At 72.3% G+C, this 26,483-nt stretch carries 22 protein-coding genes; 14 read left to right on the top strand and 8 right to left on the bottom strand.

Going from position 1 to position 26,483, the window contains the following annotated elements; translation table 11 throughout:
• Positions 1-115: 115 nt before the first annotated feature.
• On the top strand, positions 116-1,285 hold the full coding sequence (gene xylA, locus ACGF3I_RS05520; protein WP_393129710.1) for a xylose isomerase: 1,170 nt from the start codon (positions 116-118) through the stop codon (positions 1,283-1,285).
• 75 nt (positions 1,286-1,360) lie between these two features.
• Here the strand turns inward: xylA and ACGF3I_RS05515 are convergent, their stop codons facing one another.
• Positions 1,361-2,083 (bottom strand): SDR family NAD(P)-dependent oxidoreductase, encoded by a 723-nt coding sequence (locus tag ACGF3I_RS05515; RefSeq protein WP_393129280.1) that lies wholly within the window; start codon positions 2,081-2,083, stop codon positions 1,361-1,363.
• A 243-nt stretch (positions 2,084-2,326) separates the two neighbouring features.
• Here ACGF3I_RS05515 and ACGF3I_RS05510 point away from each other — a divergent pair, with 243 nt between their 5' ends.
• Positions 2,327-2,926, top strand: a complete 600-nt coding sequence (locus tag ACGF3I_RS05510; RefSeq protein WP_393129279.1) for a TetR/AcrR family transcriptional regulator — start codon at positions 2,327-2,329, stop codon at positions 2,924-2,926.
• 45 nt (positions 2,927-2,971) lie between these two features.
• On the opposite strand, the gene ACGF3I_RS05505 is transcribed toward ACGF3I_RS05510, so the two are convergent.
• Together ACGF3I_RS05505 and thpR are read right to left on the bottom strand one after the other, a co-directional pair.
• Entirely contained in the window at positions 2,972-3,655 is a 684-nt protein-coding gene (locus tag ACGF3I_RS05505; protein ID WP_393129278.1) for an ATP-binding protein, read from the bottom strand.
• A 77-nt stretch (positions 3,656-3,732) separates the two neighbouring features.
• The gene (gene thpR / locus ACGF3I_RS05500) at positions 3,733-4,332 is read right to left on the bottom strand and encodes an RNA 2',3'-cyclic phosphodiesterase (protein WP_393129277.1); all 600 of its coding nucleotides are present in this window, start codon (positions 4,330-4,332) and stop codon (positions 3,733-3,735) included.
• A gap of 161 nt (positions 4,333-4,493) precedes the next feature.
• Between thpR and ACGF3I_RS05495 the strand changes: the two genes are divergently transcribed.
• A complete protein-coding gene (locus tag ACGF3I_RS05495) occupies positions 4,494-5,807 on the top strand; it encodes an alpha/beta fold hydrolase (protein WP_393129276.1) in 1,314 nt (437 codons plus the stop codon).
• 100 nt (positions 5,808-5,907) lie between these two features.
• On the opposite strand, the gene ACGF3I_RS05490 is transcribed toward ACGF3I_RS05495, so the two are convergent.
• Complete coding sequence (locus tag ACGF3I_RS05490; RefSeq protein WP_393129709.1) at positions 5,908-6,825, bottom strand: RNA polymerase sigma-70 factor; 918 nt, start codon at positions 6,823-6,825, stop codon at positions 5,908-5,910.
• Positions 6,826-7,024: 199 nt separating this feature from the next.
• Here ACGF3I_RS05490 and ACGF3I_RS05485 point away from each other — a divergent pair, with 199 nt between their 5' ends.
• Complete coding sequence (locus tag ACGF3I_RS05485; RefSeq protein WP_393129275.1) at positions 7,025-7,510, top strand: carboxymuconolactone decarboxylase family protein; 486 nt, start codon at positions 7,025-7,027, stop codon at positions 7,508-7,510.
• Positions 7,511-7,751: 241 nt separating this feature from the next.
• On the top strand, positions 7,752-8,330 hold the full coding sequence (locus ACGF3I_RS05480) for a hypothetical protein (RefSeq protein WP_393129274.1): 579 nt from the start codon (positions 7,752-7,754) through the stop codon (positions 8,328-8,330).
• A 52-nt stretch (positions 8,331-8,382) separates the two neighbouring features.
• Here ACGF3I_RS05480 and ACGF3I_RS05475 read toward each other — a convergent pair whose 3' ends face one another.
• From ACGF3I_RS05475 to ACGF3I_RS05465, 3 genes are read right to left on the bottom strand one after another with little or no spacing between them, the layout of a single operon-like run.
• Positions 8,383-9,387: an iron-containing redox enzyme family protein gene (locus ACGF3I_RS05475; RefSeq protein ID WP_393129273.1), complete on the bottom strand. Its 1,005-nt coding sequence runs from the start codon at positions 9,385-9,387 to the stop codon at positions 8,383-8,385.
• The gene (locus tag ACGF3I_RS05470; RefSeq protein WP_393129272.1) at positions 9,384-9,638 is read right to left on the bottom strand and encodes a CDGSH iron-sulfur domain-containing protein; all 255 of its coding nucleotides are present in this window, start codon (positions 9,636-9,638) and stop codon (positions 9,384-9,386) included. The genes ACGF3I_RS05475 and ACGF3I_RS05470 overlap by 4 nt, the downstream gene beginning before the upstream one ends.
• On the bottom strand, positions 9,622-10,320 hold the full coding sequence (locus ACGF3I_RS05465) for a HemK2/MTQ2 family protein methyltransferase (RefSeq protein WP_393129271.1): 699 nt from the start codon (positions 10,318-10,320) through the stop codon (positions 9,622-9,624). Before ACGF3I_RS05465 ends, ACGF3I_RS05470 begins: the two co-directional genes overlap by 17 nt.
• 641 nt (positions 10,321-10,961) lie before the next feature.
• Here ACGF3I_RS05465 and ACGF3I_RS05460 point away from each other — a divergent pair.
• Together ACGF3I_RS05460 and ACGF3I_RS05455 are read left to right on the top strand one after the other, a co-directional pair.
• Positions 10,962-15,539 (top strand): HAMP domain-containing protein, encoded by a 4,578-nt coding sequence (locus ACGF3I_RS05460; RefSeq protein WP_393129270.1) that lies wholly within the window; start codon positions 10,962-10,964, stop codon positions 15,537-15,539.
• Positions 15,540-15,585: 46 nt separating this feature from the next.
• The gene (locus tag ACGF3I_RS05455; RefSeq protein ID WP_393129269.1) at positions 15,586-18,111 is read left to right on the top strand and encodes a SpoIIE family protein phosphatase; all 2,526 of its coding nucleotides are present in this window, start codon (positions 15,586-15,588) and stop codon (positions 18,109-18,111) included.
• A gap of 259 nt (positions 18,112-18,370) precedes the next feature.
• Here ACGF3I_RS05455 and ACGF3I_RS05450 read toward each other — a convergent pair whose 3' ends face one another.
• Positions 18,371-19,729, bottom strand: a complete 1,359-nt coding sequence (locus tag ACGF3I_RS05450; RefSeq protein ID WP_393129268.1) for a cryptochrome/photolyase family protein — start codon at positions 19,727-19,729, stop codon at positions 18,371-18,373.
• 354 nt (positions 19,730-20,083) lie between these two features.
• Between ACGF3I_RS05450 and ACGF3I_RS05445 the strand changes: the two genes are divergently transcribed.
• The 7 genes from ACGF3I_RS05445 to ACGF3I_RS05415 all read left to right on the top strand — a co-directional run bounded on the left by ACGF3I_RS05445 (position 20,084) and on the right by ACGF3I_RS05415 (position 26,371).
• Complete coding sequence (locus ACGF3I_RS05445) at positions 20,084-21,946, top strand: transketolase (protein ID WP_393129267.1); 1,863 nt, start codon at positions 20,084-20,086, stop codon at positions 21,944-21,946.
• 166 nt (positions 21,947-22,112) lie between these two features.
• Positions 22,113-23,624, top strand: a complete 1,512-nt coding sequence (locus ACGF3I_RS05440) for an SDR family oxidoreductase (protein ID WP_393129266.1) — start codon at positions 22,113-22,115, stop codon at positions 23,622-23,624.
• A gap of 98 nt (positions 23,625-23,722) precedes the next feature.
• Entirely contained in the window at positions 23,723-24,133 is a 411-nt protein-coding gene (locus tag ACGF3I_RS05435) for an ATP-binding protein (RefSeq protein ID WP_393129265.1), read from the top strand.
• A 134-nt stretch (positions 24,134-24,267) separates the two neighbouring features.
• Positions 24,268-25,176, top strand: coding sequence for an RNA polymerase sigma factor SigF (locus ACGF3I_RS05430; RefSeq protein ID WP_393129264.1), 909 nt, complete (start codon positions 24,268-24,270; stop codon positions 25,174-25,176).
• 111 nt (positions 25,177-25,287) lie between these two features.
• Positions 25,288-25,707: an SsgA family sporulation/cell division regulator gene (locus ACGF3I_RS05425; RefSeq protein WP_393129263.1), complete on the top strand. Its 420-nt coding sequence runs from the start codon at positions 25,288-25,290 to the stop codon at positions 25,705-25,707.
• A gap of 92 nt (positions 25,708-25,799) precedes the next feature.
• Positions 25,800-25,973 (top strand): CsbD family protein, encoded by a 174-nt coding sequence (locus ACGF3I_RS05420; protein ID WP_393129262.1) that lies wholly within the window; start codon positions 25,800-25,802, stop codon positions 25,971-25,973.
• Positions 25,974-26,020: 47 nt separating this feature from the next.
• A complete protein-coding gene (locus ACGF3I_RS05415; RefSeq protein WP_393129261.1) occupies positions 26,021-26,371 on the top strand; it encodes a PRC-barrel domain-containing protein in 351 nt (116 codons plus the stop codon).
• Positions 26,372-26,483 lie beyond the last annotated feature (112 nt).

Below are 26,483 nucleotides of genomic sequence, written 5' to 3'. Positions count from 1 at the left end.
GGCCGGGGTTACGGAAGCCGCCACGGTCGTGCAGTATTTGGTAACGCAATGAACAAATACCGGCCCCGGGCGCGTGCGGGGCGAAACGCGTGAAGGCGGCGACGAGATGGACGAGATGACGGAACGCTTCACCCCGACCCCCGAGGACAAGTTCTCCTTCGGGCTGTGGACGGTCGGCTGGCAGGGGCGTGATCCCTTCGGGAACGCGACCCGGGCGCCGCTCGACCCGGCCGAAGCGGTGCGGCGCCTCGCCGATCTGGGCGCGTACGGGGTGACCTTCCACGACGACGACCTCATCCCCTTCGGCTCCTCGGACACCGAACGGGACGCGCACGTCAAGCGGTTCCGGGAGGCGCTCGACGCCACCGGTCTCGTCGTGCCCATGGCCACCACGAACCTGTTCACGCATCCGGTCTTCAAGGACGGGGCGTTCACGGCCAACGACCGCGACATCCGGCGCTACGCGCTGCGCAAGACGCTGCGCAACATCGATCTGGCCGTGGAGCTGGGCGCCCGCACCTATGTCGCCTGGGGCGGGCGCGAGGGCGCCGAGTCGGGCGCCGCCAAGGACGTCCGCGTCGCGCTCGACCGGATGAAGGAGGCCTTCGACCTGCTGGGCCAGTACGTCGTGGAACAGGGCTACGACCTGCGGTTCGCGGTCGAGCCCAAGCCCAACGAGCCGCGCGGCGACATCCTGCTGCCCACCGTCGGGCACGCCCTTGCCTTCATCGAACGCCTCGAACGTCCGGACCTGGTCGGTGTGAACCCCGAGACCGGGCACGAGCAGATGGCCGGGCTCAACTTCACCCATGGCATCGCCCAGGCCCTGTGGGCGGGCAAGCTCTTCCACATCGACCTGAACGGCCAGTCGGGCATCAAGTACGACCAGGACCTGCGCTTCGGCTCGGGCAATCTGCGCGACGCGTTCTGGCTCGTGGACCTGCTCGAAACCTCCGACTACACCGGGCCCCGGCACTTCGACTTCAAGCCGCCCCGCACCGAGGACATGGACGGCGTGTGGGCGTCGGCGGCCGGCAACATGCGCAACTACCTGATCCTGAAGGAGCGTTCGGCCGCCTTCCGCGCCGACCCCGAGGTGCGCGAGGCGCTGCGGGCGGCGCGCCTGGACGACCTGGCGCGTCCCACCGCCGAGGACGGTCTCGCCGGGTTGCTCGCCGATCGGACCGCCTTCGAGGACTTCGACGTCGAGGCGGCGGGCGCCCGGGGCATGGCCTTCGAGCACCTGGACCAGCTGGCGCTGGACCACCTGCTCGGCGCCCGCTGACGCCCGGGGACGTGGGTCGGGGCGTCGGTCCGGGGCCGGCCCGGGGCCGGCCCGGGGCTGGTCCGCCGTCGGGCCCTACCAGGGCACGCTCTCGCCGTGGCGGTCGAGGAACTGCAGGCCGGGCGCGCCCGCCTGCGCCTCCAGGACGTCGGCGACCGCGGGGATGCTCTCGTCGGGGCTGAGCGGGGCGTCGGGCCCGCCGAGCCGGGTCCGGTTGTGGCCGGGGTCGATGAGGAGCTTGGTGTGCCCGTCGTCCCCGTGCCGCGTGCTGTAGCTGCGCATGAGCTGGTTGAGCGCGGCCTTGCTGGCCTTGTACAGCTCGTAACCCTCCTCGGTGTTCCGTGAGATGCTGCCCTGCTCGGAGGACATGACCGCGACCGTGCCGCCGGGGACCACGAGTTCGCGCAGCGCGTCGAGCGTGCGCAACGGGCTCAGGGCGTTGGTGATCATCACCTCGGTGAACATGTCGGCGGACACTTCGGTCATCGGTAGGTCGCCGCGGTCGATGGCGGCGTTCACGAAGAGCAGATCGAGCCGGCACCCGGCCAGGCGTCCGCGCAGCGCGGCGAGCTGCTCGGGGCTCGTCATCTCCAGTGACTCCACGCGCAGCCGGCCGTCCAAGTGATCGGCGTCCGCCTGGAGTTGCCCGCCGGGTCGGCGGCTGGTGGCGACGACCTCCCAACCGCGCCGGGCCAGCTCGTCGACGAGTACGAGCCCGAGGCCCCGCGAGGCGCCGACCACGAGGGCGCGGCGGGGGGACGAGGGGTCGGGGGTGGAGGGGTGCGTTGCGTCGGACATCCGAACTCCTGTGGGGCGAGGGCGAGGTGAGGCCTGGATGCGGCCTGGGTGCGGCCGAGCTTAGATGAGACGATGCGTCCAGGCAATGTGTCTGGACACTCTGTCTGGACGCCGCGTCCATTCAGTGCGACGCATCCGTGAACGAGGATCTACCGCAGGCCGGGGCCGGTCTGTCTGGACGGAGCGTCTCGGTGGTCGCGTTCGGGCAGTCCACCCTGGGTGTCGGGCGGGTATCGTGTGCGCATGCCCGCCGACCGTTCCCAGCCCCGCAGGCCCCGCTCCGGCAACCGGCGTGACGAGGCCGCGCGCCTGGCCGTCCTCCACGCCGCCGACGATCTGCTCGTCGAGAACGGCTTCGGATCGCTCACCGTGGAGGCGATCGCGCGCCGGGCGGGGGTGTCGAAGCAGACGATCTACCGGTGGTGGCCGTCGAAGGTGGAGATCCTGCTCGACACGCTCATCGAGGACAGCGACAAGCGCTTCCCGGTGCCGGCCGACAAGCCGACGGCGGAGCACATCCGCCGCTATCTGCGCGGCTTCGCGCGCTTCGTGACGCGTGACCCCGCCGGCAAGGTGCTGCTGGCGCTCATCGCCGAGGCCCAGCACGACGCCGAAACGGCCAAGACCTTCCGGGCCCGTTACCTCGGCCCGCGCCGCGCCCAGGAGCGCGAGATGCTGAAGCGGGCGACCGAGGCGGGCGAGGTCACGCCGAAGCTGGGCCCGGACGCCACGATGGACGCCCTCGTCGGCCCGATCGTCTACTGCGCCCTGACGGGCTCCAGCATTCCGCGCGGTCTGGTGAACACGCTGGTCGAGGATCTGCTGAGACCCGGCACGAGCTGACCACCCCGCCCTGAACCGTGCTGCGGGCCATCTTTGAGCATCCGGTCAACGGGCCCGATGGTCCCGCACCTCCACGTCCAGGTGATCCCACGACGCCGCGAGGCGCGACAGTTCGTCGGCATCCAACACCGTTGCAGGAAGCGGGAGTTGGCCGCCGACGCGGAAGTGAACGGTGGTGCCCGTGGTGCCGGGACCACAGCCGCCCCCGCAGCCGACACCCCGATCGCTGTCGCCGCCGTTGCCGTCCCCTTCCAGCGGCGTGAGATCGGTGACGGGCACGCCGTGTTCATAGCGCTGGACCCACGCTCCGTCCGCCCGGCGGTTGGTGTGGACGAGCCAGGTGCTGAGCGCCGCGACGGTGGACATGCCCCGGCGGGGACGACCGTCCGGAAGCGGCTGGGCGTCGGGGTGGTCGAAGAAGCGGAGGTCCTTCGTCGCCATGACGGGCTTCTTGACGGGGCGGCCCTCGGCGTCGAACCGGGTGTCCGTACCGCGCCCGTCGTCCGCCACGGACACCGAACCGTCCGCGCCCAGCGTGACGAGGCAGCGGCCGGCCCCTCTGGACTCCGCCTCGTCGGCCGCGTAGGCCACGACCTCCAGGATCAGATGGAGGATCCCGCCGGGCGCGTACGCGGCACTGTCGCGGCGGATGGCCGCGAGGTGGGCGTGGTCCACGGTGCTCGACCAGTCGTGCGTCGTATTGCGCCAAGGGCTCGGGGGACGGTCCATCGGCGCAGTATGCCAAGCGGGCGCCGCGCCCGGGGCGGCCGGTGACCCGCGTCCCTGCCGTGCCCGCCCCGCCTGACTCAGGGGCGGGCCGCGGGGGCCTCGCCGGTCAGGGGCCAGGAGGCGATGTCCCGGTAGTGGATCGGGCCGGGGCCGCGGCCGATGTTGCTGGCGACCAGGTGCAGACGCTCGGTCCGCCACGGACGGCCGCTGAAGCCGGCGAGATCCGCGGCCACCTTCGGCACGCTGGACGGATCGTCGCGGCGCGCCCTGGCCAGGGTCAGATGGGGGCGCAACGGCCGCTCCTCGAAAGGGATCCGGCACTGGGCGATCACGGCGCGCACGTCCGTCGTGAGGGCGTGCAGCGCGTCCAGCTCGCCCTTGATGCCGCTCCACAGGACCCGCTCGTCGAAGTGGCCGCCGCCGCGCAGCGCCAGGCCGAGGGGGCGGCGCGCCGCGGCCAGTTCCGCGAGGGGCTCCCTGAGCAGGGGTGCGGTGGTGGCGGGCAGCTCGCCGAGGAAGGCCAGCGTGATGTGCCAGTCCTCGATGCGGTTCCAGCGCAGACGCGGGTACGCCTCGTACGCGGGGCGCAGTGCTCGGGCCAGTTCGTCCTTGGCGTCGTCGGGCGGGGCCAGCGCTATGAACACGCGGACGGTGGCGGGCTGCGTCGGTTCGTTCACACAGCACTTCGTACACCACCGCGCGCCCGTCCGGTCGCAGGCCCTCTTCGGCCATCCGCGGACCAGGGCCGGGAAGGACTGGGAGATCATGCGGGGGTGCCCCGCTCCACCGAGCACCGTCCCGTGCGCGTCCCTCGCGCCCCTACCGACCGAGGAGTCCCATGTCCGTCGTGATCCGACAGCCGGGCGTCGTCCTGACCGACCACCTCTTCCAGGTTCCGCTGGACCACGCCGCCCCCGGGGGCGAGCGGATCGAGGTGTACGCGCGTGAGGTGGTCGCGGCGGGCAAGGAGCGGGCCGAACTGCCGTGGCTGCTCTACCTCCAGGGCGGCCCCGGCGGCAGGGCGGGCCGGCCGGTGGGCCGGGACACCTGGCTCGACCGGGCGCTGGAGGACTACCGGGTGCTGCTCCTGGACCAGCGCGGCACCGGGCGATCCACTCCGGCCACCCGCCAGACCCTGCCCGCACGCGGTGACGCCGCCGCGCAGGCCGACTACCTCGCCCACTTCCGGGCCGACTCCATCGTCCGGGACGCCGAACTGATCCGGCGCGAACTGCTCGGCGCCGAAGGGCGCTGGAGCCTGCTCGGCCAGAGCTTCGGCGGCTTCTGCACCCTCACCTATCTGTCGCTGGCCCCCGAAGGCCTGCGCGAGGCACTCGTCACCGGCGGTCTCGCGGGTCTGCGCAGCAGCGCGGACGACGTCTACCGGGCGGCCTATCCGCGCGTGGCCCGCAAGAACGAGGCCCACTACGCGCGCTACCCGCAGGACGTCGAGGCCGTGCGGCGGATCGCCGAGCACCTGCTCGCCTCGCCCGCCGAACTGCCCGACGGCGGGCGGCTGACCGTCGAGGCCTTCCAGTCGCTCGGTCTGCTGCTCGGCAGCGGCGACGGATCCCACCTGCTGCACTACCTCCTGGAGGACGCCTGGGTCCGGGGCGGCGCCGGTCCCGTCCTCTCCGACACGTTCCTGTCCGGCGTGCGGGCCAGGCTCTCCTTCGCGGAGGGCCCGCTCTATGCCGTACTGCACGAATCGATCTACGGACAGCGGTCGGTGGACCCGGGCCCGACGGGCTGGGCGGCCGAGCGGGTGCGTTCGGAGTTCCCCGGGTTCGACGCGGCCAAGGCGCTCGCGAACGGCGCCCCGGTCCAGCTCACCGGCGAGATGATCTACCCGTGGATGTTCGAGACGGACCCGGCGCTGCGCCCGCTGCGCGAGACCGCCGACCTGCTGGCCCGGCGCACCGACTGGCCCGACCTGTACGCCCCCGAGGTACTGGCGGCCAATGAGGTGCCGGTGGTCGCCGCCGTCTACCACGACGACATGTATGTCGACACGGCCGACTCCCTCGCCACGGCCGACGCGGTACGCGGACTGCGGACCTGGGTGACCAACGAATGGGAGCACGACGGGCTGCGCGTGAGCGGCGGCAAGGTCCTCGACCGGCTGATCCGCATGGCGCGCGGCGAGGCGTGACCCAGGAGCGGGCGGGGCGCCTCTGCCGGCCCCGCCCGCTCCAGCCCCCTCCGCAGGCGTGCCCGCCCCGCCCGTCCGCGCCTCCCGCGGCAACCCGCCCTCAGCGGCTCAGGGCGGCCGCGGACCGCATGCCGGACAGCTTCTCGGGGTTGCGCACCGCGTACAGCCCGCGGATGCGGCCGTCCTCGATGCGCACCGCCAGCACCGTGTCCACCTCGCCCCCCAGGTGCAGAACCAGTGCCGGGCATCCGTTGACCTGCGCCGCGTGCCAGGACGCCGCGGTGAGCCGGGCGAGTCCGCCGATGAGGAGCCGGCCCACCTTGTCCGCGCCCTGGACGGGCCGCAGGATGGCCTGTTTGACGCCGCCGCCGTCGCCCATCAGGACGACGTCCGGCGCCAGGACGTCGAGCAGCGTCTGCAGATCGCCCGTGGTGACCGCGCGCCGGAACGCGTCCAGGGCGTGCCGCGTCTCGGCCGGGGAGACGAGTCCGCGCGGGCGGCGCGCGGTGACATGGGCCCGCGCCCGGTGCGCGATCTGGCGCACGGCGGCCGGGGTCCTGTCGACGGCCGCAGCGATCTCCTCGTACCCGACGTCGAACACCTCGCGCAGCACGAACACGGCGCGCTCGGTCGGTGCGAGCGTCTCCATCACCAGCAGCATCGCCATCGAGACGCTGTCGGCCAGTTCCACGTCCTCGGCCACGTCCGGCGCGGTGAGCAGCGGCTCGGGCAGCCAGGTGCCGACGTAGGACTCCCTGCGGCGGCCGAGCGTGCGCAGCCGGGTCAGCGCCTGGCGCGTGGTGATCCGGACGAGGAAGGCGCGCCGGTCGCGCACCGTGGCGAGGTCGACGCCCGCCCAGCGCAGCCAGGTCTCCTGGAGAACGTCCTCCGCGTCGGCGGCCGAGCCGAGCATCTCGTAGGCGACGGTGAACAGCAGATTGCGATGGGCGACGAACGCCTCGGTGGCGGGGTCCACGGGATCACCGCCGGACGAGGGCCCGCCCACGCCCTCCGCGATTCCGCTCTGCTCGCTCTTCACCTGCTGCTCCTGCCTGTTGGGGTGCGCACGCCCACAAGACGCCGGCGCACCCGCCGGTGTGACCGCCCCGAGCAGTGGCCTACGTCACAACCAAAACCGTCACAGAAGGCGGCCGGTCGGCATCTTGTGTTCGTTCAGCGCACGTCGCGGCGCATCGCAACCCAGTGAGGACGACATCATGGATGCCGGGTTCAACCTGTTCGAGAACGAGATCGGCGCGCAGTTCGCCAAGCGGTTCGCCAACGCGGGCCTTGTGGTCCAGCGGTCGTCACTGTCCCGGACCACCCAGGAACTGGTGTCGCTGCGGGCCAGCCAGATCAACGGCTGCGGCTGGTGCATCGACATGCACACCAAGGAGGCCGCGGCGGCGGGGGAGAGCGCGGTCCGCCTGCACCTGGTGGCCGCGTGGCGGGAGGCAACCGTGTTCACCGAGGCCGAGCGGGCCGCCCTCGCCTTCGCCGAGGAGGGCACCCGGCTCGCCGACGCCGCCGAGGGGGTGACGGACGAGACCTGGGCCGGGGTGCGCAAGCACTACGACGACAACCAGGTGGCGGCCCTGCTCGCGCTGGTCGCCCTGATCAACGCGGCCAACCGGCTCGCCGTGATCGCGCACCAGCGGGGCGGTTCGTACGAGGTCGGCATGTTCGACGCGGCCATGAACTGACCGTGTCCTGCGGCGCGGTGCCGTCGGGACCCGCCCGCCTCCGGCGCGCCCACCGGCGCCGCCGGCCACGGCCGGATTCCGCCGGCGCCCGCCCGGTGCCGGCGGCTCCGGCGCGGCAGGGAGGGGTTTCTGTCCCCGCCTGTCCGATCTGTTCGTTCGTCGGTTGTCGGTCGGGGGCTTCGGGCATCCTCGGTGGTGTGGGTCGCGCGTCGCGGCCGTGAGCACGCTGGGGAGGAGTGCCATGGAGTGGGAGAGCGATGAATTCGGGGCCTCGCACGCGGGCCGGGCGGGCGCGGTCCTGGCCGACGGCAGTGAGCCCGAACCGCTGTACTTCGACGCCGGCAGCGGCTCGTTCGGCTGCACGACCAGCGACTGGTGGGTCTACGACGGCACCTTACGGGCGCCGCTCGCCACCCATCTGCGGGGCTGCTGCGCCTGCGGCTGGCGCGGTAGCGCCCTGCACCCGATCGACTGGTCCCAGGTGGACGACGAGCGCCCCTACGACAGCGTGGCCCCGGGGCCGTACGACGACTGGCAGGACCACATCGAGCGCGTCGAGGCACGTACCGTCCCCGTACCGGCCGAACTGGACGATCTGGTCGGCCAGTTGGAGGTGCGCCTCAGCACACTGGCCGACGACGCGCCCCTCGCCGCGCTGCGGGTCGTGGGCGCCCTGGAGCGGCTCACCGGCCGCGTCGGCATGGTGGCCGCGTTCCACACCCGGGCGGACGAGGTGCCGTGGGAGTCGGTCGGCCAGGCGCTCGGCCTGACGGAGCAGGAGGCCCGCTCGCGCGTCGCCTCCTACCGGTACCGCTCCTGACTCCCTTGCCGCTGCGGCGAGTTGAGGGTCCCGGACGACGGAGGAGGGCGCGTCAGGCGGAGCTGCGGGCCGCGGCGACGCCGCTTTCGTACAGGGCGGAGCGCCCCTCGCCCCAGGCGGCCAGGAGATGCTCGCCCAGGCGGTCCTCGACGAAGCCGGTGGCGTCGGCACCGAAGGCGATGTCGGCGTCGAGGGAGGGCTCGTCGGCCAGGAGCCCGGCCACCACCTCGTGGCGCACCACCTGTTCGTGCACCGCGTCGGCCTCGACGTGCTCGGCGTAGAAGTGCTCGGCGGCGGCGCCCGCCTCCAGGCGGCGCATCGCGGCGGCGAGCCGGCGCGAGCCGGGGGACGAGGTGGTCTCGACGGCCGCGAAGTGGCCCACCAGCGCGCCGCGCAGGGACCGGTGCAGGCCGAAGAGCGACATGAGGTTGACGATCACCAGCGCCTCGGCCGGTGCCCGGTCCAGATAGCGGCCGTAGTCGGTGTCCAGATCCAGGTCGTTCATCAGGTCGGCGAAGAGCTGGGCGTGGATGCGGTCGGCGCGCCCCGCGCCGAACTCGTCGTACTCGATGGCGACCATCGCCGCCTTGGCCCGCCCGCGCAGCCGCGGCACCACCCACACATGGGGGTCGGCCTCCTTGAGGTGGTAGAGCGAGCGCAGCATCACGTACTCGCGCATCTGCCACAACTCCCCGTCCTGGGCGAGGTGGTGGCTCACGCTGCCGGTGTGGTCGACCGGCTCGACGAGGAGCTCGTCGAGGGCGCGCTCGGCGCTGCGGCCCCGAGGGGTGTCCGCGCGCAGGGCGGCCAGGAAGACGTGCTCCAGGTCGCGGCGGACGGCCAGCAGCCCCGGGTGCCATTCGAGGTCGTCGGGCACCGAGTCGAAGCCGCGGTAGTGCAGCTCGTACAGCACGTACAGGGCGAGCTGCAGATCGTCGCCGTAGGGAGCGGCGGCGCCGACGGCCCGGCTGTCGGGCAGTTCTTCGGCCGGCCCGTCGCGCAGGGCGGCGATCACGGCCTCGGACAGGGGTCCGCGCGGGGTCGGCAGGACGGTCACGGCGTGTCCTTCGGGGTGTGGGTCGTGGCGTCGGCGTTGCGCACGCGGCGGCGGTGGCTGGTGTCGCACCAGGGCGGGGTGCGCGTACGGCGGCAGGTGCAGACGGCGACCACGAAGCGGTCGGAGCGCGCGACCGTGCCGTCGGCCGCCGTCACCTCGACGGGGCCCTCGACCAGGACGGGCCCGTCCTGGTCGACGGTGACGCGGCGCGCGGGAACCGGGGGCTGCGGCTGTTCAGGCGCGTTCGGCACGGATCACCACCAGCTCCTCCATGGTGTCGTCGGGGCCGAGCAGGTGCTGCTCCCGCAACCACTCGACCCGTGAGCGCAGGACCGGCCCGAACGGAATGAGGGCCCGGTCGGCCACCTTGGCGCGCAGGCCGGCGTCCTCCAGCATCTCCAGGGTCCGCTCGGTGCCGCTGAGGGCGGAGTGCACCATGAGGAGCACCCCGTGCGGGCCGAGCAGCGCGGGGGCGCTCGCGCACAGCCGGTCAAGGACGTGCCGTCCGTCGACCCCGGCGTCCCAGGCGCGCGCCGCACCCCGGCCGGGAGGCGCGGGGTGGGGGGCCGGGACGTAGGGCGGGTTGCTCAGGATCAGGTCGAAGCGCCGGTCCGCGAGGTCTTCCATGGCGCCGCGCAGCGCGGTGATCGGCCGTCTCGCGCGCCAGGCGTTGATGCGGCTGCTCCACACCGCCCGGCGCGAGACGTCCAGCGCGGTGACCCGTGCGCCGAGGTGCGCCGCGTACACCGCGAGGGCGCCGCTGCCGGTGCCGATGTCGAGCACGTCGAGCCCGGACAGGGACCCTTCGCGGCGCAGCGCGTCGGCCAGCAGACGGGTGTCCTCCTGCGGGGCGTACACCCCGGGCAGCCGCCACAGTCCGTCCGCGGCGACGTGACGTTCCGGCGGCGCCTGCGGGGTGATCAGACGTGCCATGACGGGCCTCCCTGCGCTCGGGGCCGAAGGAGCGGTCGAGCGGATTGGGGGATCGAGGTCATCCACCAGCGTTCCTCGCTTTCTGCCCGACGTCCATTTGAGTCGTCACGGTGCGTGCACGGATGCGTCACGGTGCGTGTACTGCGGTCTTGCGGAGGCGAGCCGGCCGGGCGGACCGCTGCGGCACCGTGGCGATCAGGTGCCCAGGGAAACGGTCTTGATGCAGGAAGGGCGGGAGATTCGCCCGGCTTCGCGAGGGGGCCCGGGGAGCGCGGTGAGCCGAGTTGCGGGCGGGGCCGGTGCATGGGTGCGGCCCCGGGCGTACCCGGTGCGGGCCGGGCGGTGCGGGGGGACCCGTTTCCTGGGCGCGGGCAGGCCGGCTTCGAGGTGCTCGGGGCCCGGCCCCCGGGGCGGTGAGGGCGGCCAGGACCCCGGGAGGCCGGCGCGCACGGGTGTCGCGGGCGCCCCCGGTGTGTGCCCGGGGGAGCGCGTTCCCGGTGGGTCCGGGAGGTGGGACTGGTGGGATAACCTCCTCGGTGCGTGGACGCACGGTGTGGATCTTGTGGGGGTCCTCGAAACGGCCCGGCCAAGTGGTCGGGACCGGTGGGCCGTTGGCCCGGGGAAGACGGAGGCGAAGTTCGATGGCAGGCTCGACGAAACCGGGCGTCGCCCAGCAGCGGACGGCCGGGGCACCGGTCCCGGCCCAGGTCGGCGAACCGGAACTGCGCCAGCTCCTCGCGGGTCTGACCGCGGTGCGCGACGGCGACTTCGGTACCCGGCTGCCCGGTGAGACCGACGGGCTGCTCGGTGAGATCGCCACCGTGTTCAACGGGATGGTCGACCAACTCTCGCTGTTCACCTCCGAGGTGACCCGGGTGGCCCGTGAAGTGGGCACCGAGGGACGGCTCGGCGGCCAGGCCGAGGTGCCCGGTGTCTCCGGCACCTGGAAGGACCTGACGGACTCCGTCAACGCCATGGCCGGCAACCTGACGACCCAGGTCCGTGACATCGCCCAGGTGGCCACCGCGGTGGCCAAGGGCGATCTGTCGCAGAAGATCGACGTGGCGGCCCGGGGCGAGATCCTGGAGCTGAAGAACACCGTCAACACGATGGTGGACCAGCTCTCGGCGTTCGCCGACGAGGTGACCCGGGTGGCCCGCGAGGTGGGCAGCGAGGGCCGGCTCGGCGGCCAGGCGCAGGTGCCCGGTGTCGGCGGCACGTGGCGCGACCTCACCGACTCGGTCAACTTCATGGCCGGAAACCTCACCGACCAGGTCCGCAACATCGCCCAGGTGACCACGGCCGTGGCACAGGGCGACCTGTCGCAGAAGATCACTGTGGACGCCCGGGGCGAGATCCTGGAGCTGAAGAACACCGTCAACACGATGGTGGACCAGCTCTCGGCATTCGCCGACGAGGTGACCCGCATGGCCCGCGAGGTGGGCACCGAGGGCATCCTCGGCGGTCAGGCCGACGTCAAGGGCGTCTCGGGAACCTGGCGCGACCTCACCGACTCGGTCAACTTCATGGCCGGAAACCTGACCGCGCAGGTCCGTTCCATCGCCCAGGTGGCCACCGCCGTGGCCAAGGGCGATCTGTCGCAGAAGATCACGGTCACCGCCCGGGGCGAGGTCCTCGAACTCAAGGAGACCATCAACACGATGGTCGACCAGCTCTCGTCGTTCGCCGGCGAAGTCACCCGCGTGGCACGCGAGGTGGGCACCGAGGGGCGGCTGGGCGGGCAGGCCGACGTGCGGGACGTGTCGGGTACGTGGCGCGACCTGACCGAGTCGGTCAACGTCATGGCGGACAACCTCACCGCGCAGGTCCGTTCCATCGCCGAGGTCACTACGGCCGTGGCCAAGGGCGACCTGTCGCAGAAGATCCGCGTCGACGCCCGCGGCGAGATCCTGGAGCTGAAGGAGACCATCAACACGATGGTCGACCAGCTCGGCGCGTTCGCCGACGAGGTGACCCGGGTGGCCCGTGAGGTCGGCACCGAGGGCAACCTCGGCGGGCAGGCCACCGTCCGGGGTGTCTCGGGCACCTGGAAGGACCTCACCGACAACGTCAACGTGATGGCCTCCAACCTCACCGGGCAGGTCCGTTCCATCGCCCAGGTCGCCACCGCGGTCGCCAAGGGCGACCTCTCGCAGAAGATCAACGTCGAGGCCAAGGGCGAGGTCGCCGCCCTCGCCGGCGTCATCAACACCATGGTGGACACGCTGTCCGCGTTCGCCGACGAGGTGACCCGGGTGGCCCGCGAGGTCGGCACCGAGGGCACGCTGGGGGGCCAGGCCAGGGTGCCCAACGTCGCCGGCACCTGGAAGGACCTCACCGACAACGTCAACTTCATGGCGCACAACCTGACGTCGCAGGTGCGCAACATCGCCCAGGTGACCACGGCCGTCGCCCAGGGCGATCTGACCCGCAAGATCGACGTGGACGCCCGCGGCGAGATCCTGGAACTCAAGACCACCATCAACACGATGGTCGACCAGCTCTCCTCCTTCGCCGCCGAGGTCACGCGCGTGGCGCGCGAGGTCGGCAGCGAGGGCCGGCTCGGCGGCCAGGCGGAGGTCGAAGGCGTCTCCGGGACCTGGAAGCGGCTCACCGAGAACGTGAACGAACTGGCCGGCAACCTCACCCGCCAGGTCCGCGCCATCGCGGAGGTCACCGGCGCCGTGGCCGAGGGCGATCTGACCCGGTCCATCACCGTGGACGCCTCCGGCGAGGTCGCCGACCTCAAGGACAACATCAACTTCATGGTGGAGTCGCTGCGCGAGACCACCCGGGCCAACGAGGAACAGGACTGGCTCAAGTCCAACCTGGCCCGGATCTCCGGCCTGATGCAGGGCCGGCGCGACCTGGCCGTGGTCGCCGAGCTCATCATGGACGAGCTCACCCCGCTCGTCTCCGCGCAGTACGGCGCCTTCTACCTCGCCGAGGAGACCCGCGAAGGGATCCACCTCAACCTGATCGGCTCGTACGCGCGGCCCGAGGCCACGCTCGGCGCCCGCTTCAAACTCGGCCAGTCCTTCGTCGGCCAGGCCGCCCGCAGCAGGCGCACCATCGCCGTCGACGACCTGCCGCCCGGCTACGTCTCGGTCTCCTCGGGCCTGGGCAGCACCGAACCCGTCGGCCTGATGGTGCTGCCCATCGTGGTCGAGGACCAGGTGCTCGGCGTCATCGAACTCGCCACCGTGCACGCCTTCACGCCCATCCACCGCGACTTCCTCGAACAGCTCATGGAAGCGATCGGCGTCAACGTCAACACCATCACCGCCAACGCGCGCACCGACGAGCTGCTCGGCGAGTCCCAGCGTCTCACCGCCGAACTCCAGACCCGCTCCCAGGAGTTGCAGGCCCGGCAGGAGGAACTCCAGTCCTCCAACGCCGAGTTGGAGGAGAAGGCGGAGCTGCTGGTCGCCCAGAACCGCGACATCGAGACCAAGAACCTGGAGATCGAACAGGCCCGTCAGGAGCTGGAGGACCGGGCGCACCAGCTCTCGCTCGCCTCCAAGTACAAGTCCGAGTTCCTGGCCAACATGAGCCACGAACTGCGCACCCCGCTCAACAGCCTGCTCATCCTGGCCCAGTTGCTCGCCCAGAACCCGAGCCGCAACCTCACCCCCAAGCAGGTCGAGTACGCCGGCATCATCCACTCGGCGGGCTCCGACCTGCTCCAGCTCATCAACGACATCCTCGACCTGTCCAAGGTCGAGGCGGGCAAGATGGACGTCAGCCCCGAGCGGATCTCGCTGCGCAAGCTCCTCGACTACATCGAGGCCACCTTCCGCCCGGTGACGAGCCAGAAGAGCCTGACGTTCACCGTCCGGACCGCCGAGACGCTGCCCGCCGAACTGCTCACCGACGACTACCGGCTGCGCCAGGTGCTGCGCAACCTGCTGTCCAATGCCGTGAAGTTCACCGAGAAGGGCGGGGTCGAGCTGCGCATCGAACTGCTCGCCGAGCACCTCGCCCCCGAGGCGGCCCGGCGCGGCGGTCCGGTGGTCGCCTTCCAGGTGATGGACACCGGGATCGGCATCGCGTCGCAGCACCTCGAAACCGTCTTCGGCGCCTTCCAGCAGGCCGACGGCACGACCAGCCGCAAGTACGGCGGCACCGGCCTCGGTCTGTCCATCAGCCGCGAGATCGCCTATCTGCTCGGCGGCGCCATCACGGCCGAGAGCACCCTCGGCCAGGGCAGCACCTTCACCTTCTACCTGCCGGTCGCCCGTCCCGACTACGCCGAACTGGGCACGCAGGCCGGACGTCCGGTGCTGGCCGCCGCGCCGCAGGAGGAGGCCGCCGTCGAGCCCGAGCCGCACCGCCCGGCGGCGCCCGCCCCGGAGGTCGTCCAGCCCAAGCGGCTCCTGGTCGTGGAGGAGCGCTCGCGCGGGCTGCTCTCGCTGGTCGCCGAGAGCGCGGTCGGCGATCTCGCCGCCCACCCCGACCTCGGCGATCCCCGCGGGCCCGTCGAGATCACCGCGGCCGTCGGCGTCAGCGAGGCCGCGGCGGCGCTCGCCGCGACCCCCTGCCACTGCGTGGTCCTCGAACTCGACCTGCCGGACGACGCGGCGCTGCGGTTCCTGGAGGACATGGCGCGCGACGCCGCCCTGCGCGGGGTGCCGGTCCTCGCCCACAACAACCGCCGGCTCGGCACCGATCAGGAGCAGCTGCTCCAACAGCGCGCCGCCTCCCAGCCGTTGGAGCTGATCTCCAGCCTGGACGAACTGCGCGAGCGCATCGCCCTGCACCTGAGCGCGGACCAGCCCGGGGACGTCCTGCCGCTGGTACGGGCCGATGAGCCGGTGGCGGTGAGTCACTCCGTCGACCGGTCGCTGTCCGGGCGCACGGTGCTGGTCGTCGACGACGACGACCGCAACCTGTACGCCATCACCGGCATCCTCGAACTGCACGGCATGTCGGTCCTGCAGGCCGAGAACGGGCGGGTCGCCATCGACACCCTGGCCGCCCACCCCGGGATCGACCTCATCCTGATGGACGTGATGATGCCGGAGATGGACGGCTACACGGCCACCGCGGCCATCCGCGCCATGCCCGCACACGCCGACCTGCCGATCATCGCGGTGACCGCCAAGGCGATGATCGGTGACCGGGAGAAGAGCCTGGCCTCGGGAGCCAGCGACTACGTCACCAAGCCCGTGGACGCGCACGAGCTGGTCGCTCGGATCAAGCGGCAGCTGAACGCCTGACGCCGACCGGCCACGTCAACGACCGTCCACCTCGCAAGGAGAGAGCGTGTCCCAGCCCCAACAGCCCGGGGACGAGCGCACCGGCTCCGGCCGTCCGGACCCGGACCGTCCGGTGCCCGCCCAGGCACCCGGCGGCGCCGGCGCCGAGCACGGCCGCACCCTGGTGGCGACGGCCGTCCCGGGGCCGCAGGCCGTCCCGGTGACGGAGGGGACCGCGGTGACCGAGGCCGCCTCGCAGGAAGGCGCCTTCGGCCGGCTCGCCGACACCGTGCACCGGTTGCAGCACCAACTCCAGCGCGCCCAGGCCGAGTCGGAAGGGCGCGCCCTCGTCGATCTGGCCAGCGGCATCCTCGTCGAGCGGCTGAGCTGCAGCCCGATCGTCGCCGCCGCACAGCTGGACGGACTCGCCGAGCAGGCCGGCGTCTCGACCCTGGAACTCGCGGCCGACCTCGTCAACCAGGCGACCCGGGACAAGATCGCCGATGTCGCCCGCGACTTCGTGGCCGAAGCCGGACTGCCCGCCAGCGCCTCGGTGGGGCTGCGCCTGCGCAGCGCCGAGGCGGGCGCCCTCTCGGCGGGCGACGCACAGGCCGTCGCCCAGTCGATCCTCCAGCACGCGCTGGCCCCGCTCGGCGCGGTCGCCGTCGCCATCTGGGCCGCCCACGCCGACCAGTCCCTGTCCCTGGCCGGCAGCGCGGGGTTCAGTGACGAGGAGCCGGCGCGCTGGCGCCATGTGCCGCCGGGCGTGCCGACCCCGGCCCGGCAAGCCCTCGACAACCGGGCCACCACGAGCTACGACACGCTGGCCGGAGCGGCCCTGCCGTCCATCGGGCTGCGGGAGTTGGGCGGTGGACGCATCGCCGTTCCGGCCGGTACCGGCGGGCGCATCATCGGCGTACTCGAAATCTGCTGGGCCGACCCGCTGCCCGCGCAGTCGCAGTCCGTCGAGCGCCAGGTGCAGGTGCTGGCCGAGCTGTGCGCGATCACCCTGGAGAGCCATCCCTCCGGCGAACAGGACACCCGCGCGAAGCAGCCCGCCGACCCGCGGCTCACCGAACTGCTCGACCTCACCGACGGCCTCAACGACCCCTGCCTGGTGCTGCAACCCCTCCTGGACACCGCGGACACCCCCGCCGACTTCCTGATCCGGCACGTCAACGCGCGGTTCGTCGACTTCGCCGGACGGCCCAGGAACGAGATCGCCGGCGCCCTGCTGCTCGACGCCTATCCGCTGGCGGCCGAACCCGGCGGCCTCTTCGACAAGGTGGAACACGTCCTCGCCACCGGCGAGCCGTTCCGTGCCGAGAGCATGCGGCTCGCGGCCGTCGTGGACACCGTCGCCCTGACCACCCAGGCGCAGGTCAGCATCAGCCGCCAGGGAGCCCATGTGCTGGTGGTCTGGCGGCTGGACGACGGGGCGCCGAAGGTCGCCAGTCTGCTCCAGCACGCCCAACGCCTGGGCCGCATCGGCGGGTTCGAGGAGAACTTCCTCACCGGTGACATCGCCTGGAACGAGACCCTCTTCGAACTCCACGGCCTGCCGCCCACCTCCGAACCGATCCCCCTGGAACACCTGGCCGCGCACGTCCACCCCGACGACGCCCACTCCATCGGACGGTTCCTGCGGGCGCTCCTGCACCACCAGCGCCCGGCGTCCACCGCGTTCCGGCTGCAGCGCGCCGACAGCGTGGCCCGGCACATCCGGGTCGTCGCCGAGCCCGTACTGGACGAGAACGCCCGGGTCACCGCCGTGCGCGGCGCCTACCAGGACGTCTCGGCCCAGCACTGGACCGAGGTCGCCCTGGCCGCCACCCGCGACCAGCTCGCCCAGAGCCAGCAGGAGACGGCCGAACGCAACCGCCTCGCGCTGCGCCTCCAGCACGCCATCATGCCGCCCAGCCACGGCCCCGTGGAGCTGCACAACCTGAGCGTGGCGGTGCGCTACCGCCCGGCCGAGAAGGACCACCTCGTCGGCGGCGACTGGTACGACGCCGTGGCCCTGCCGTCCGGACAGGTGCTGCTGTGCGTGGGCGACGTGGCCGGACACGGCATCGAGGCCGCGACCGGCATGGTCGCGCTGCGCAACGCGCTGCGCGGCCTCGCCACCACCGGGGCCGGGCCCGCCCAGCTGCTCGCCTGGCTGAACACCGTCACCCACCACCTCACCGACCACGTCACGGCGACCGCGGTCTGCGGCCTCTACGATCCGGGCTCGCGCCTGCTGCGCTGGGCCAGGGCCGGTCATCTGCCGCCGGTGCTGCTGCGGGACGGCAAGGTGGAGGCGCTGCCGAAGCTCGGCGGCATCCTGCTCGGCGCCATCGGCCAGGCCACGTACGAAGAGGGCCGCACCCAGCTGGAGACCGGTGACACCCTGCTGATGTACACCGACGGACTCATCGAGCGCCGGGACCGCTCGGTGCAGGACTCTTTGGAGAGTCTGCTCCAAGTGGCCCGCAAACCAAGGGAGTTGGGGCGCGGAGGCCAGCTGGAGGACCAGCTCGATCATCTGCTGCGCTACACCAACGCCGACACCGACGACGACACCTGCCTGATCGGCGTCACCGTCCGCTGAGGTGCTGTCGTGCGGAGGCGCTGAGGTGCTGAGGTGTTGGGGTGCCGGCGAGTGCGGAGCGCCGGGAGGCGGTCGCGTACGCCGGGCCCCAAGGGGCGGCCCCGCGCATCCGGGGGGGGGAGTGGATGGCGGGGCCGCAAGCCCGGGCCAGGTCGGGGGGACGCCTGGCCCCGAGGGGGCTTGAACACCTCATGCCCCCCATCCCCGGCCCCATGCGTGTGACGCGCGCCACTTCGTGGAGGGGTGGGGCTCCGGGACTTCAGACCCCGCGCGCCTGTTCGAAGCGGGCGCGTCCCTCGGCGAGGTCCACGATCGGCTCGGGGTAGTCGAGGTCCGCCCGGGCGGCGTCGTCGAGCTTCCACGGTTCGTGGATGAACTTCCGCTCCAGGTCGGCGAGTTCGGGCACCCAGCGGCGTACGTAGGAGCCGTCCGCATCGAAGCGCTTGCCCTGCACCACCGGGTTGAGGACGCGGTTGGGGCGGGTGTCGGTGCCGGTCCCCGCCACCCACTGCCAGTTCATCTGGTTGTTGGCCACGTCGCCGTCGACGAGCAGGTCGAGGAAGTGCCGGGCGCCGGTCCGCCAGTCGGCGTACAGGGTCTTGGTGAGGAAGCTCGCCACCAGCATCCGGCCCCGGTTGTGCATCCACCCCTCGTGGGCGAGCTGGCGCATCGCCGCGTCCACCAGGGGATAGCCGGTGCGGCCCGCCCGCCAGGCCGCGACCTCGTGCTCGTCGTCGCGCCACCGGTCGCCGCGCGGCCGGTAGTCCGCGTGGGCGGCGGCGGGACGCGCCGCGAGCACCTGGTAGTGGAAGTCCCGCCAGGCCAGCTGCCGTACGAAGGCCTCCGCGCCCGGCGAGCCGGCGCGCCGCGCCAGCTGGACGAGTTCGACGGGGGACAGCGCCCCGAAGTGCAGGAAGGGCGAGAGGCGGGAGGTGGCGTCGCCCGCCAGATCGTCGTGGGTCTCCTCGTACTCGGTGACACCGTCGGCCAGCCACTTGTGCAACTGACTGCGGCCCGCCGTCTCGCCGCCCTCCACGAGCCCGGGGGAGACGCCCTCCACCTGGGAGCGCCGCGGGAGCGAGCCGGCCGTGATGTCGGGCACCGCGATCTTCCGCGGCGTCGGCGCCACCTCCCGTACGCCCTCCTCGGACCAGCGCCGGAAGAACGGCGTGAACACGGTGTAGTGATCGCGGTCCGTGGGGGTGACGGTGCCGGGCGCGAGCGCGGTCACCACCGCGTCGTGCACCGAAAGCCCGCAGCCGATCGGCTCAAGCGCCTCCCGCAGCCGCCGCTCGCGGCCCGCCGCGTAGCCGCTCACCCCGCCCGCGAGGTGCACCCGGTCGGCGCCCACCGCCCGCACGACGGCGCAGACCTCGTCCACCACCGCGCCGGAGCGGACCACCAGGTGCCCGCCGCGCTTGCGCAGCCCGGCGTCCAGGTCGCGAAGGCAGTCGGCGAGGAAGGCCCGCCGGTTGGGCGCGTCGAAGCCGGCGGCCCGCACCCCGTCGTCGGCCACGAACAGCGGCACCACCTGATCGGAGGCGCGCACGGCGGCGGACAGTACGGGGTTGTCGTGCAACCGCAGGTCGGACGTGAACAGGACCACGGACACCGTCACGGGCTGGACTCCTCGGGGCTTACGGCACGGACTGGGCTTGCGGCACGGACTGGGGCGGGTGGCTGCGGCAGCCACCCTCGGGCGGCCGCCGGTCAGATCCTCCAGGACCGCGGCCACCACTCAGGTGATTCGGAGCGGGCGTGGCGAAGGCTCGGTGCGAGTTCCGGGCAGGAGTTCCGATGACGACAGTATGTGACCGTTTGGGCCCAGGAGCCGGGGATACCCGAAGCGGGGCGGCCCTCGGGTCCGTGCGGCCCGAGGGGCACGCGCGGGTGGGTCGCGGCCCCGCCGTGGCCCTGGCCCGACGTCCCATCCATCGGCCCGCCCGCCGGGCCGTCGAACGCAAGGAGTGTCATGCAACGCGAAGCCGCGCTCGAACTCACCGAACTGGGACAGCAGTTGAGGGTCGACTCGGTGCGCGCAGCCGACGCGGCGAACTCGGGCCACCCGACGTCCTCCATGTCCGCCGCGGACCTGGCCGCCGTGCTGCTCGCCCGCCATCTGCGCTACGACTTCGACCAGCCCGACCACCCGGGCAACGACCGGTTGATCTTCTCCAAGGGCCACGCCTCCCCGCTGCTCTACGCCATGTACCGGGCGGCCGGCGCGGTCGACGACGAACAGCTCCTGACCTTCCGGCAACGCGACAGCCTCCTGGAGGGGCATCCCACCCCGCGGCTGCCCTGGGTCGACGTGGCCACCGGCTCGCTCGGGCAGGGGCTGCCGGTCGGCGTCGGCATGGCCCTCGCGGGCAAGCGTCTCGAACACGCGCCGTACCGGGTGTGGGTGCTGTCCGGCGACAGCGAGATGGCCGAGGGATCGGTGTGGGAGGCCGCCGAGCACGCGGCGTACGAGCACCTGGACAACCTCACGCTGATCGTGGACGTGAACCGGCTCGGCCAGCGCGGCCCCACCCGGCACGGCTGGGACCTCGACGCCTACGCGCGCCGCCTGGCGGCGTTCGGCTGGCACACCATCGAGATCGACGGCCACGACGTCGAAGCGGTGGACGCCGCGTTCGCCGAGGCCACGGCCACGACCGGACAGCCCACCGCGATCATCGCCCGCACCCACAAGGGTCGGGGCGTCGAGGCGGTCGACAACCAGGAGGGCAAGCACGGCAAGCCGCTGCCCGACGCGGACGCGGCCATCGAAGAACTCGGCGGCCCCCGGTTCGTCCGGGTGGACGTCACCGCGCCGCCCGCCGCTCCACCCCGCCGCAAGCCCGGCACCTCCGGCACCGACGGCCTGGAGCTGCCGCGCTACGACATCGGCGACTCGGTCGCCACCCGCGACGCCTACGGCAAGGCGCTCGCCGCACTGGGCTCGGCCCGCGAGGACGTGGTGGCGCTCGACGGCGAGGTGGGCGACTCCACCCGTACGGAGCTGTTCGCCAAGGACCACCCCGAGCGGTACTTCGAGTGCTACATCGCCGAGCAGCAGCTGGTAGCCGCCGCCGTGGGCCTCCAGACCCGCGGCTACGTGCCCTTCGCCGGATCGTTCGCGGCGTTCCTCACCCGCGCCCACGACTTCGTGCGGATGGCCGCCGTCAGCCGCGCCGACATCAACCTCGTCGGCTCGCACGCGGGCGTCGCCATCGGCGAGGACGGACCCTCGCAGATGGGCCTGGAGGACCTGGCGATGTTCCGGTCCGTGCACGGCAGCACCGTCCTCTACCCCTGCGACGCCAACCAGACCGCCCAACTCATCGCCTCCATGGCCGAGTTGACGGGCGTGCGCTATCTGCGCACCAGCCGCGGCGACACCCCGGTCATCTACGGCCCCGACGAACGGTTCCCGATCGGCGGCTCCAAGGTGCTGCGCTCCGGCGACCAGGACCGCCTGACGATCGTGGCCGCGGGCGGCACCGTCCACGAGGCGCTGCGTGCCGCGCAGCTCCTCTCGGCGCAGGACATCGACGTACGGGTCATCGACCTGTACTCGGTGAAGCCGGTCGACGCCGAGACCCTGCGCGCCGCGGCCGAGGCCACCGGATGCCTGGTCACGGTCGAGGACCACCGCGTCGAGGGCGGCCTCGGCGACGCGGTCGCCGAGGCGTTCGCCGACGGCCGGCCGGTGCCGCGCCTGGTACGGCTCGGCGTGCGGAACATGCCGACGTCGGCCACTCCCGAGGAGCAGCTGCACCTGGCGGGCATCGACGCCGAGTCGATCGCCGCCGCGGTCCGCCTCCTGGTGGAGCGGGCCGTCGTGAGCTGAGCGGAAAGGCCGTGCGCCGAGCGGGAGGACCGCGCCGCACCCGCGTGGGCGTGGGTGCGGCCATCTCCGGACGCCGGATGACACCGTGTATCCGGTCGACAGCGGTTCCCCCCTCCGGCGTGCGGCCCGGAGCGCCCGGGCCCGCCCGTACAGGAAGCGAGTCCCCGTGGCTTCAGGAGACGAGACCCAGCACGGCAGCGCCCCGCTCACCTGTCTGGTGACCGGCGCCACCGGATACGTCGGAGGACGGCTCGTGCCCGAACTCCTGGCGGCCGGCCACCGGGTGCGCTGCCTGGCCCGCTCGCCCGAGAAGCTGCGCGACCAGCCCTGGGCCGGGCAGGTGGACGTGGTGCGCGGTGACGTCACCGACCGCGCGTCGATGATCGGCGCGATGCGCGACGTCGACATCGCCTACTACCTCGTGCACGCCCTGGGCACCGGAGCGGGCTTCGAGGAGACCGACCGCAAGGCCGCCCGCCTCTTCGCCGACGTGGCCGCCGGGGCCGAGGTGCGCCGGATCGTCTACCTCGGCGGGCTGACCCCGTCCGACGTGCCGGTCTCCCAGCTGTCGCCGCATCTGCGCTCGCGCGCCGAGGTGGGCGAGATCCTGCTGGCCGGCCCAGTGCCGGCCACATTGCTGCGGGCCGCCGTGGTCATCGGCTCGGGCTCGGCCTCCTTCGAGATGCTGCGCTATCTGACCGAGCGCCTGCCCGTCATGGTGACGCCCAGCTGGGTCGGCACCCGCATCCAGCCCATCGCCATCCGCGACGTGCTGCGCTATCTGGTGGCATCGGCGCGGATGCCCGACGAGGTCGACCGGGCCTTCGACATCGCGGGGCCCGACATCATGACGTACCGCGACATGATGGAGCGTTACGCCAAGGTCGCGGGCCTGCCGCACCGGCTGATCCTGCCGGTGCCCATGCTCAGCCCCCGGCTCTCCAGCCACTGGATCGGACTCGTCACGCCGGTGCCGCGCTCGATCGCCCGTCCGCTCGCGGAGTCGCTGCGCCACGAGGTGGTCTGCGGCGAACACGACATCGCGCGGTACGTGCCCGACGAGCCCGGCGCGCCCCTCGCCTTCGACGAGGCACTCGCGCTCGCCCTGCTGCGGGTCCGCGACGCCCAGGTCATGACCCGCTGGTCCAACGCCGCGGTGCCCGGCGCCCCCAGCGATCCGCTGCCCACCGACCCGGACTGGGCGGGCGGCAGCCTCTACACCGATGTGCGCGAGCGTGACGTGCACGCCCCGGCGAGCGCCCTGTGGCGGGTGGTCGAGGGCATCGGCGGCGAGAACGGCTGGTACTCGCTCCCCGTGGCCTGGGCGCTGCGCGGCTGGCTCGACCGGCTGGTGGGCGGCGTCGGACTGCGACGGGGCCGGCGTGACGCGGCGCGGCTGCGGGTCGGCGACTCGCTGGACTTCTGGCGGGTCGAGGAGATCGAACCGGGGCGGCTCCTGCGCCTGCGCGCCGAGATGCGGCTGCCGGGTCTGGCCTGGCTGGAGATGCGCGTCGAGGAGACCGGCGCGGGGCGCAGCCGCTACCGGCAGCGGGCGGTGTTCCATCCGCGCGGGCTGTTCGGCCACGCCTACTGGTGGAGCGTCTCGCCGTTCCACGCCATCGTGTTCGGCGGGATGGCCCGCAACATCGCGAGGGCCGCCGAGGCCGAGACCGGCTGATGGCGGGGCCATGGCCGGACGCACACGTTCGGCCATGGGGAAGCTGGGCAGAAGCCTCAGTACATCCAACCAAGGGCAAAACCTCTGGAGGTTTCCACATGGCGCGCCCGCCTGCCACCACCGGCGCTTCGCCGGGCACCGACCAGCGGACCACCGGCCCGGCCAGCCCGGCTCAGGCTCGTGACGAGGCCCGTACCTTCCTCTCCGCCCTCGCGCCGATCCCGTCCCGCGAGAGCGTCGAGAACGTCCTGCTCGTGGTCTCCGAACTGGTCACGAACGCACTGCGCCACGCCGGTGGCGCCACGGCTCTGCGCTTCACCGCCGATCCCAGCACGCTGCACATCAGCGTTCAGGACCCGAGCCCCGAACCGCCGTGCGAACGCAGGCCCGACATGCGGGGCCACGACGGCGGGTTCGGCTGGCTCCTGGTCCGCAACCTCGCGCGCAGCGTGGCGGTCAAACCGTGCGGCGACGGTGGCAAAAGGGTCTGCGTGGCCCTCCCGCGCTAGGCCGCCGGACCTTCCTGGAACCGGCCTTCCTCGCCGTGCCGCGTCCGATCGGGTGATGTGATGCATGATCCGGTGTGAAGGGGGCACCCGAGGGCTTCGACAGGTGAAGCACGGTGACTAGGGAGGTTGTCCTCATGGCAGCGGCGCAGGTGACGGGACCGGAGCTGGCGGACCGGACGGCGGCCACGACCATGGAGCCCGCGGTGGGGGAGTTGCCCTGGGTCGAGGACGCGGGGAAGGTCGCGCCGAAGGACGCCCGCGAGCTTTCGAAGGTCTTCTTCGAGCGGCTCCAGGTGCTCGAAGAAGGTACGCACGAATACCAGTACGCGCGGAACACGCTGATCGAGATGAACCTCTCGCTGGTGCGCTTCGCGGCCGGCCGCTTCCGCAACCGCGGCAGCGGTGAGATGGAGGACGTGATCCAGGTCGGCACGATCGGCCTCATCAAGGCGATCGACCGGTTCGAGCTGTCGCGCGAAGTCGAGTTCACCTCCTTCGCCGTGCCGTACATCGTCGGGGAGATCAAGCGCTTCTTCCGTGACACCACGTGGGCCGTGCACGTGCCGCGCCGTCTCCAGGAGCTGCGGGTCGACATCGCGAAGGCCAAGGAGTCCCTGGCCCGCGATCTGGACCGCGATCCGACGGTGCGCGAACTGGCCGCCCATCTGAACCGGGACGAGGAAGAGGTCGTCGAGGGCCTGGTGGCCGCCAACGGCTACACCGCGGGCTCCCTCGACATGTCCGCCGACACGGAAGAGGCGGGCGGCACCGCGGGCGGCCGCAGCCGCACCCTGGTCGACTTCATCGGCGAGGAGGACCCGGGCATGGAGAAGGTGGAGAACCTCCAGTCCCTGGCCCCCCTGATGGGTGAGCTGACCGAGCGCGAACGCCGGATCGTGAGCATGCGGTTCGGGGAGGAGCTGACCCAGGCCGAGATCGGTGCCGAACTTGGCGTCTCGCAGATGCAGGTCTCGCGCCTGCTGTCACGCATCCTGACCAAGCTCCGCACCGGGATGGCCGGGGACCAGATCGCCCACGCCTGACCACGGGCGACACCGCGACGGGGCCCCGAGGCGGGCCGGAGCCCCGTCGCGGTCGAACGACCCGGACCCGGCCGTCGCCCGCTGCCCGAGCCCGGATGCTGGAGGCGATCCGTGTTGTCCCTGTCCGAGACCGTGTTCATGAACCTGGAAGTCGACGGGGCCGAACGCATCCCGCTCGTCACACGGCTCCAGTACGACGCCGGCGATCCGTTCGCCGTCCGCGTGTGCTTCGAGATCCAGGAGGACGTGGCCGTCACCTGGACCATCGAGCGCGATCTGCTGGCCCGGGGCCTGGCCGAAGAGGCCGGTGACGGAGACGTACGCGTCTCCCCGCGCACCGTCGATGGCCGGCGCGAGGCGCGCATCGAACTCGCGGGGTGCGGACTCGACGGCGCCTGGGGATGCGCCGTCTTCTGCGCGTGGGAGCCCGCCCTGCGCCATTTCCTCGACCGGACCTACGAGGCCGTACCCGAGGGCGAGGAAACGGTCGACGTGGACGCTTTCCTCCATGAGGTCCTCGCCGCCGGCTGAATTCAACCGCCTTGGCCGCAGGCCCGTTTGAAGCCCGCCGAATCGGCCAGGCGTAGGGCGTACGCACAAAGACCCATTCTGGAGGCGAGACGATGTCTGCCGACAAGAAGACCGGCGCGAAGGCCGAACAGGCCAAGGGCAAGGCCAAGGAAATGATCGGCCGCGTCACCGGAAACGACCGGCTTGCCGCCGAGGGCCGTATCGACCAGGTCAAGGGCGAGACCCGCGAGGCGAAGCAGAAGGCCAACGACGCCTTCCACCGCTGACCGCGACGACCCGGACGACGGACACCGCAACGGAAAGGGGCATCCCGATGAGCGAGGACCTGTGGGGTTTCAAGGACACCAGCGGCCATCTGGCCGGTGCTGATCTGCGCGGCTGGAAGGTGGAGGCCGCGGACGGCGACATCGGCAAGGTCGACAACCATTCGGACGAGGTGGGCTCCGCGCACCTCGTGGTGGACACCGGGCCGTGGATCTTCGGCAAGCGGGTCCTGCTGCCGGCCGGCACCGTGACCCGGCTCGACCCCGACGACAAGCGGATCCATGTCGCCCTCACCCGGGACCAGGTGAAGCACTCTCCCGAATTCGAGCCCGCCACCCATCTGGACGACCCGACCTATCGGGACATCATCGGCCGTTATTACGGAGCGCCTCTTCTCTAGTTCTCTGAAACATGTTTTCCCAAGCATGCAGCGCAGCGCGCCCGCACGGGAGCGGGGGGGGGGGGGGGGGGGGGGCCGCCCCCCCCCCCCCCCAAACCCCACCCCCCGAGGG

It is taken from the genome of Streptomyces sp. NPDC048111, from assembly GCF_043202815.1.
In the GTDB taxonomy this organism is placed as follows: domain Bacteria; phylum Actinomycetota; class Actinomycetes; order Streptomycetales; family Streptomycetaceae; genus Streptomyces.
Note: the sequence above shows the minus strand (reverse complement) of the source record. Positions and strands in the feature narration are given on the sequence as shown.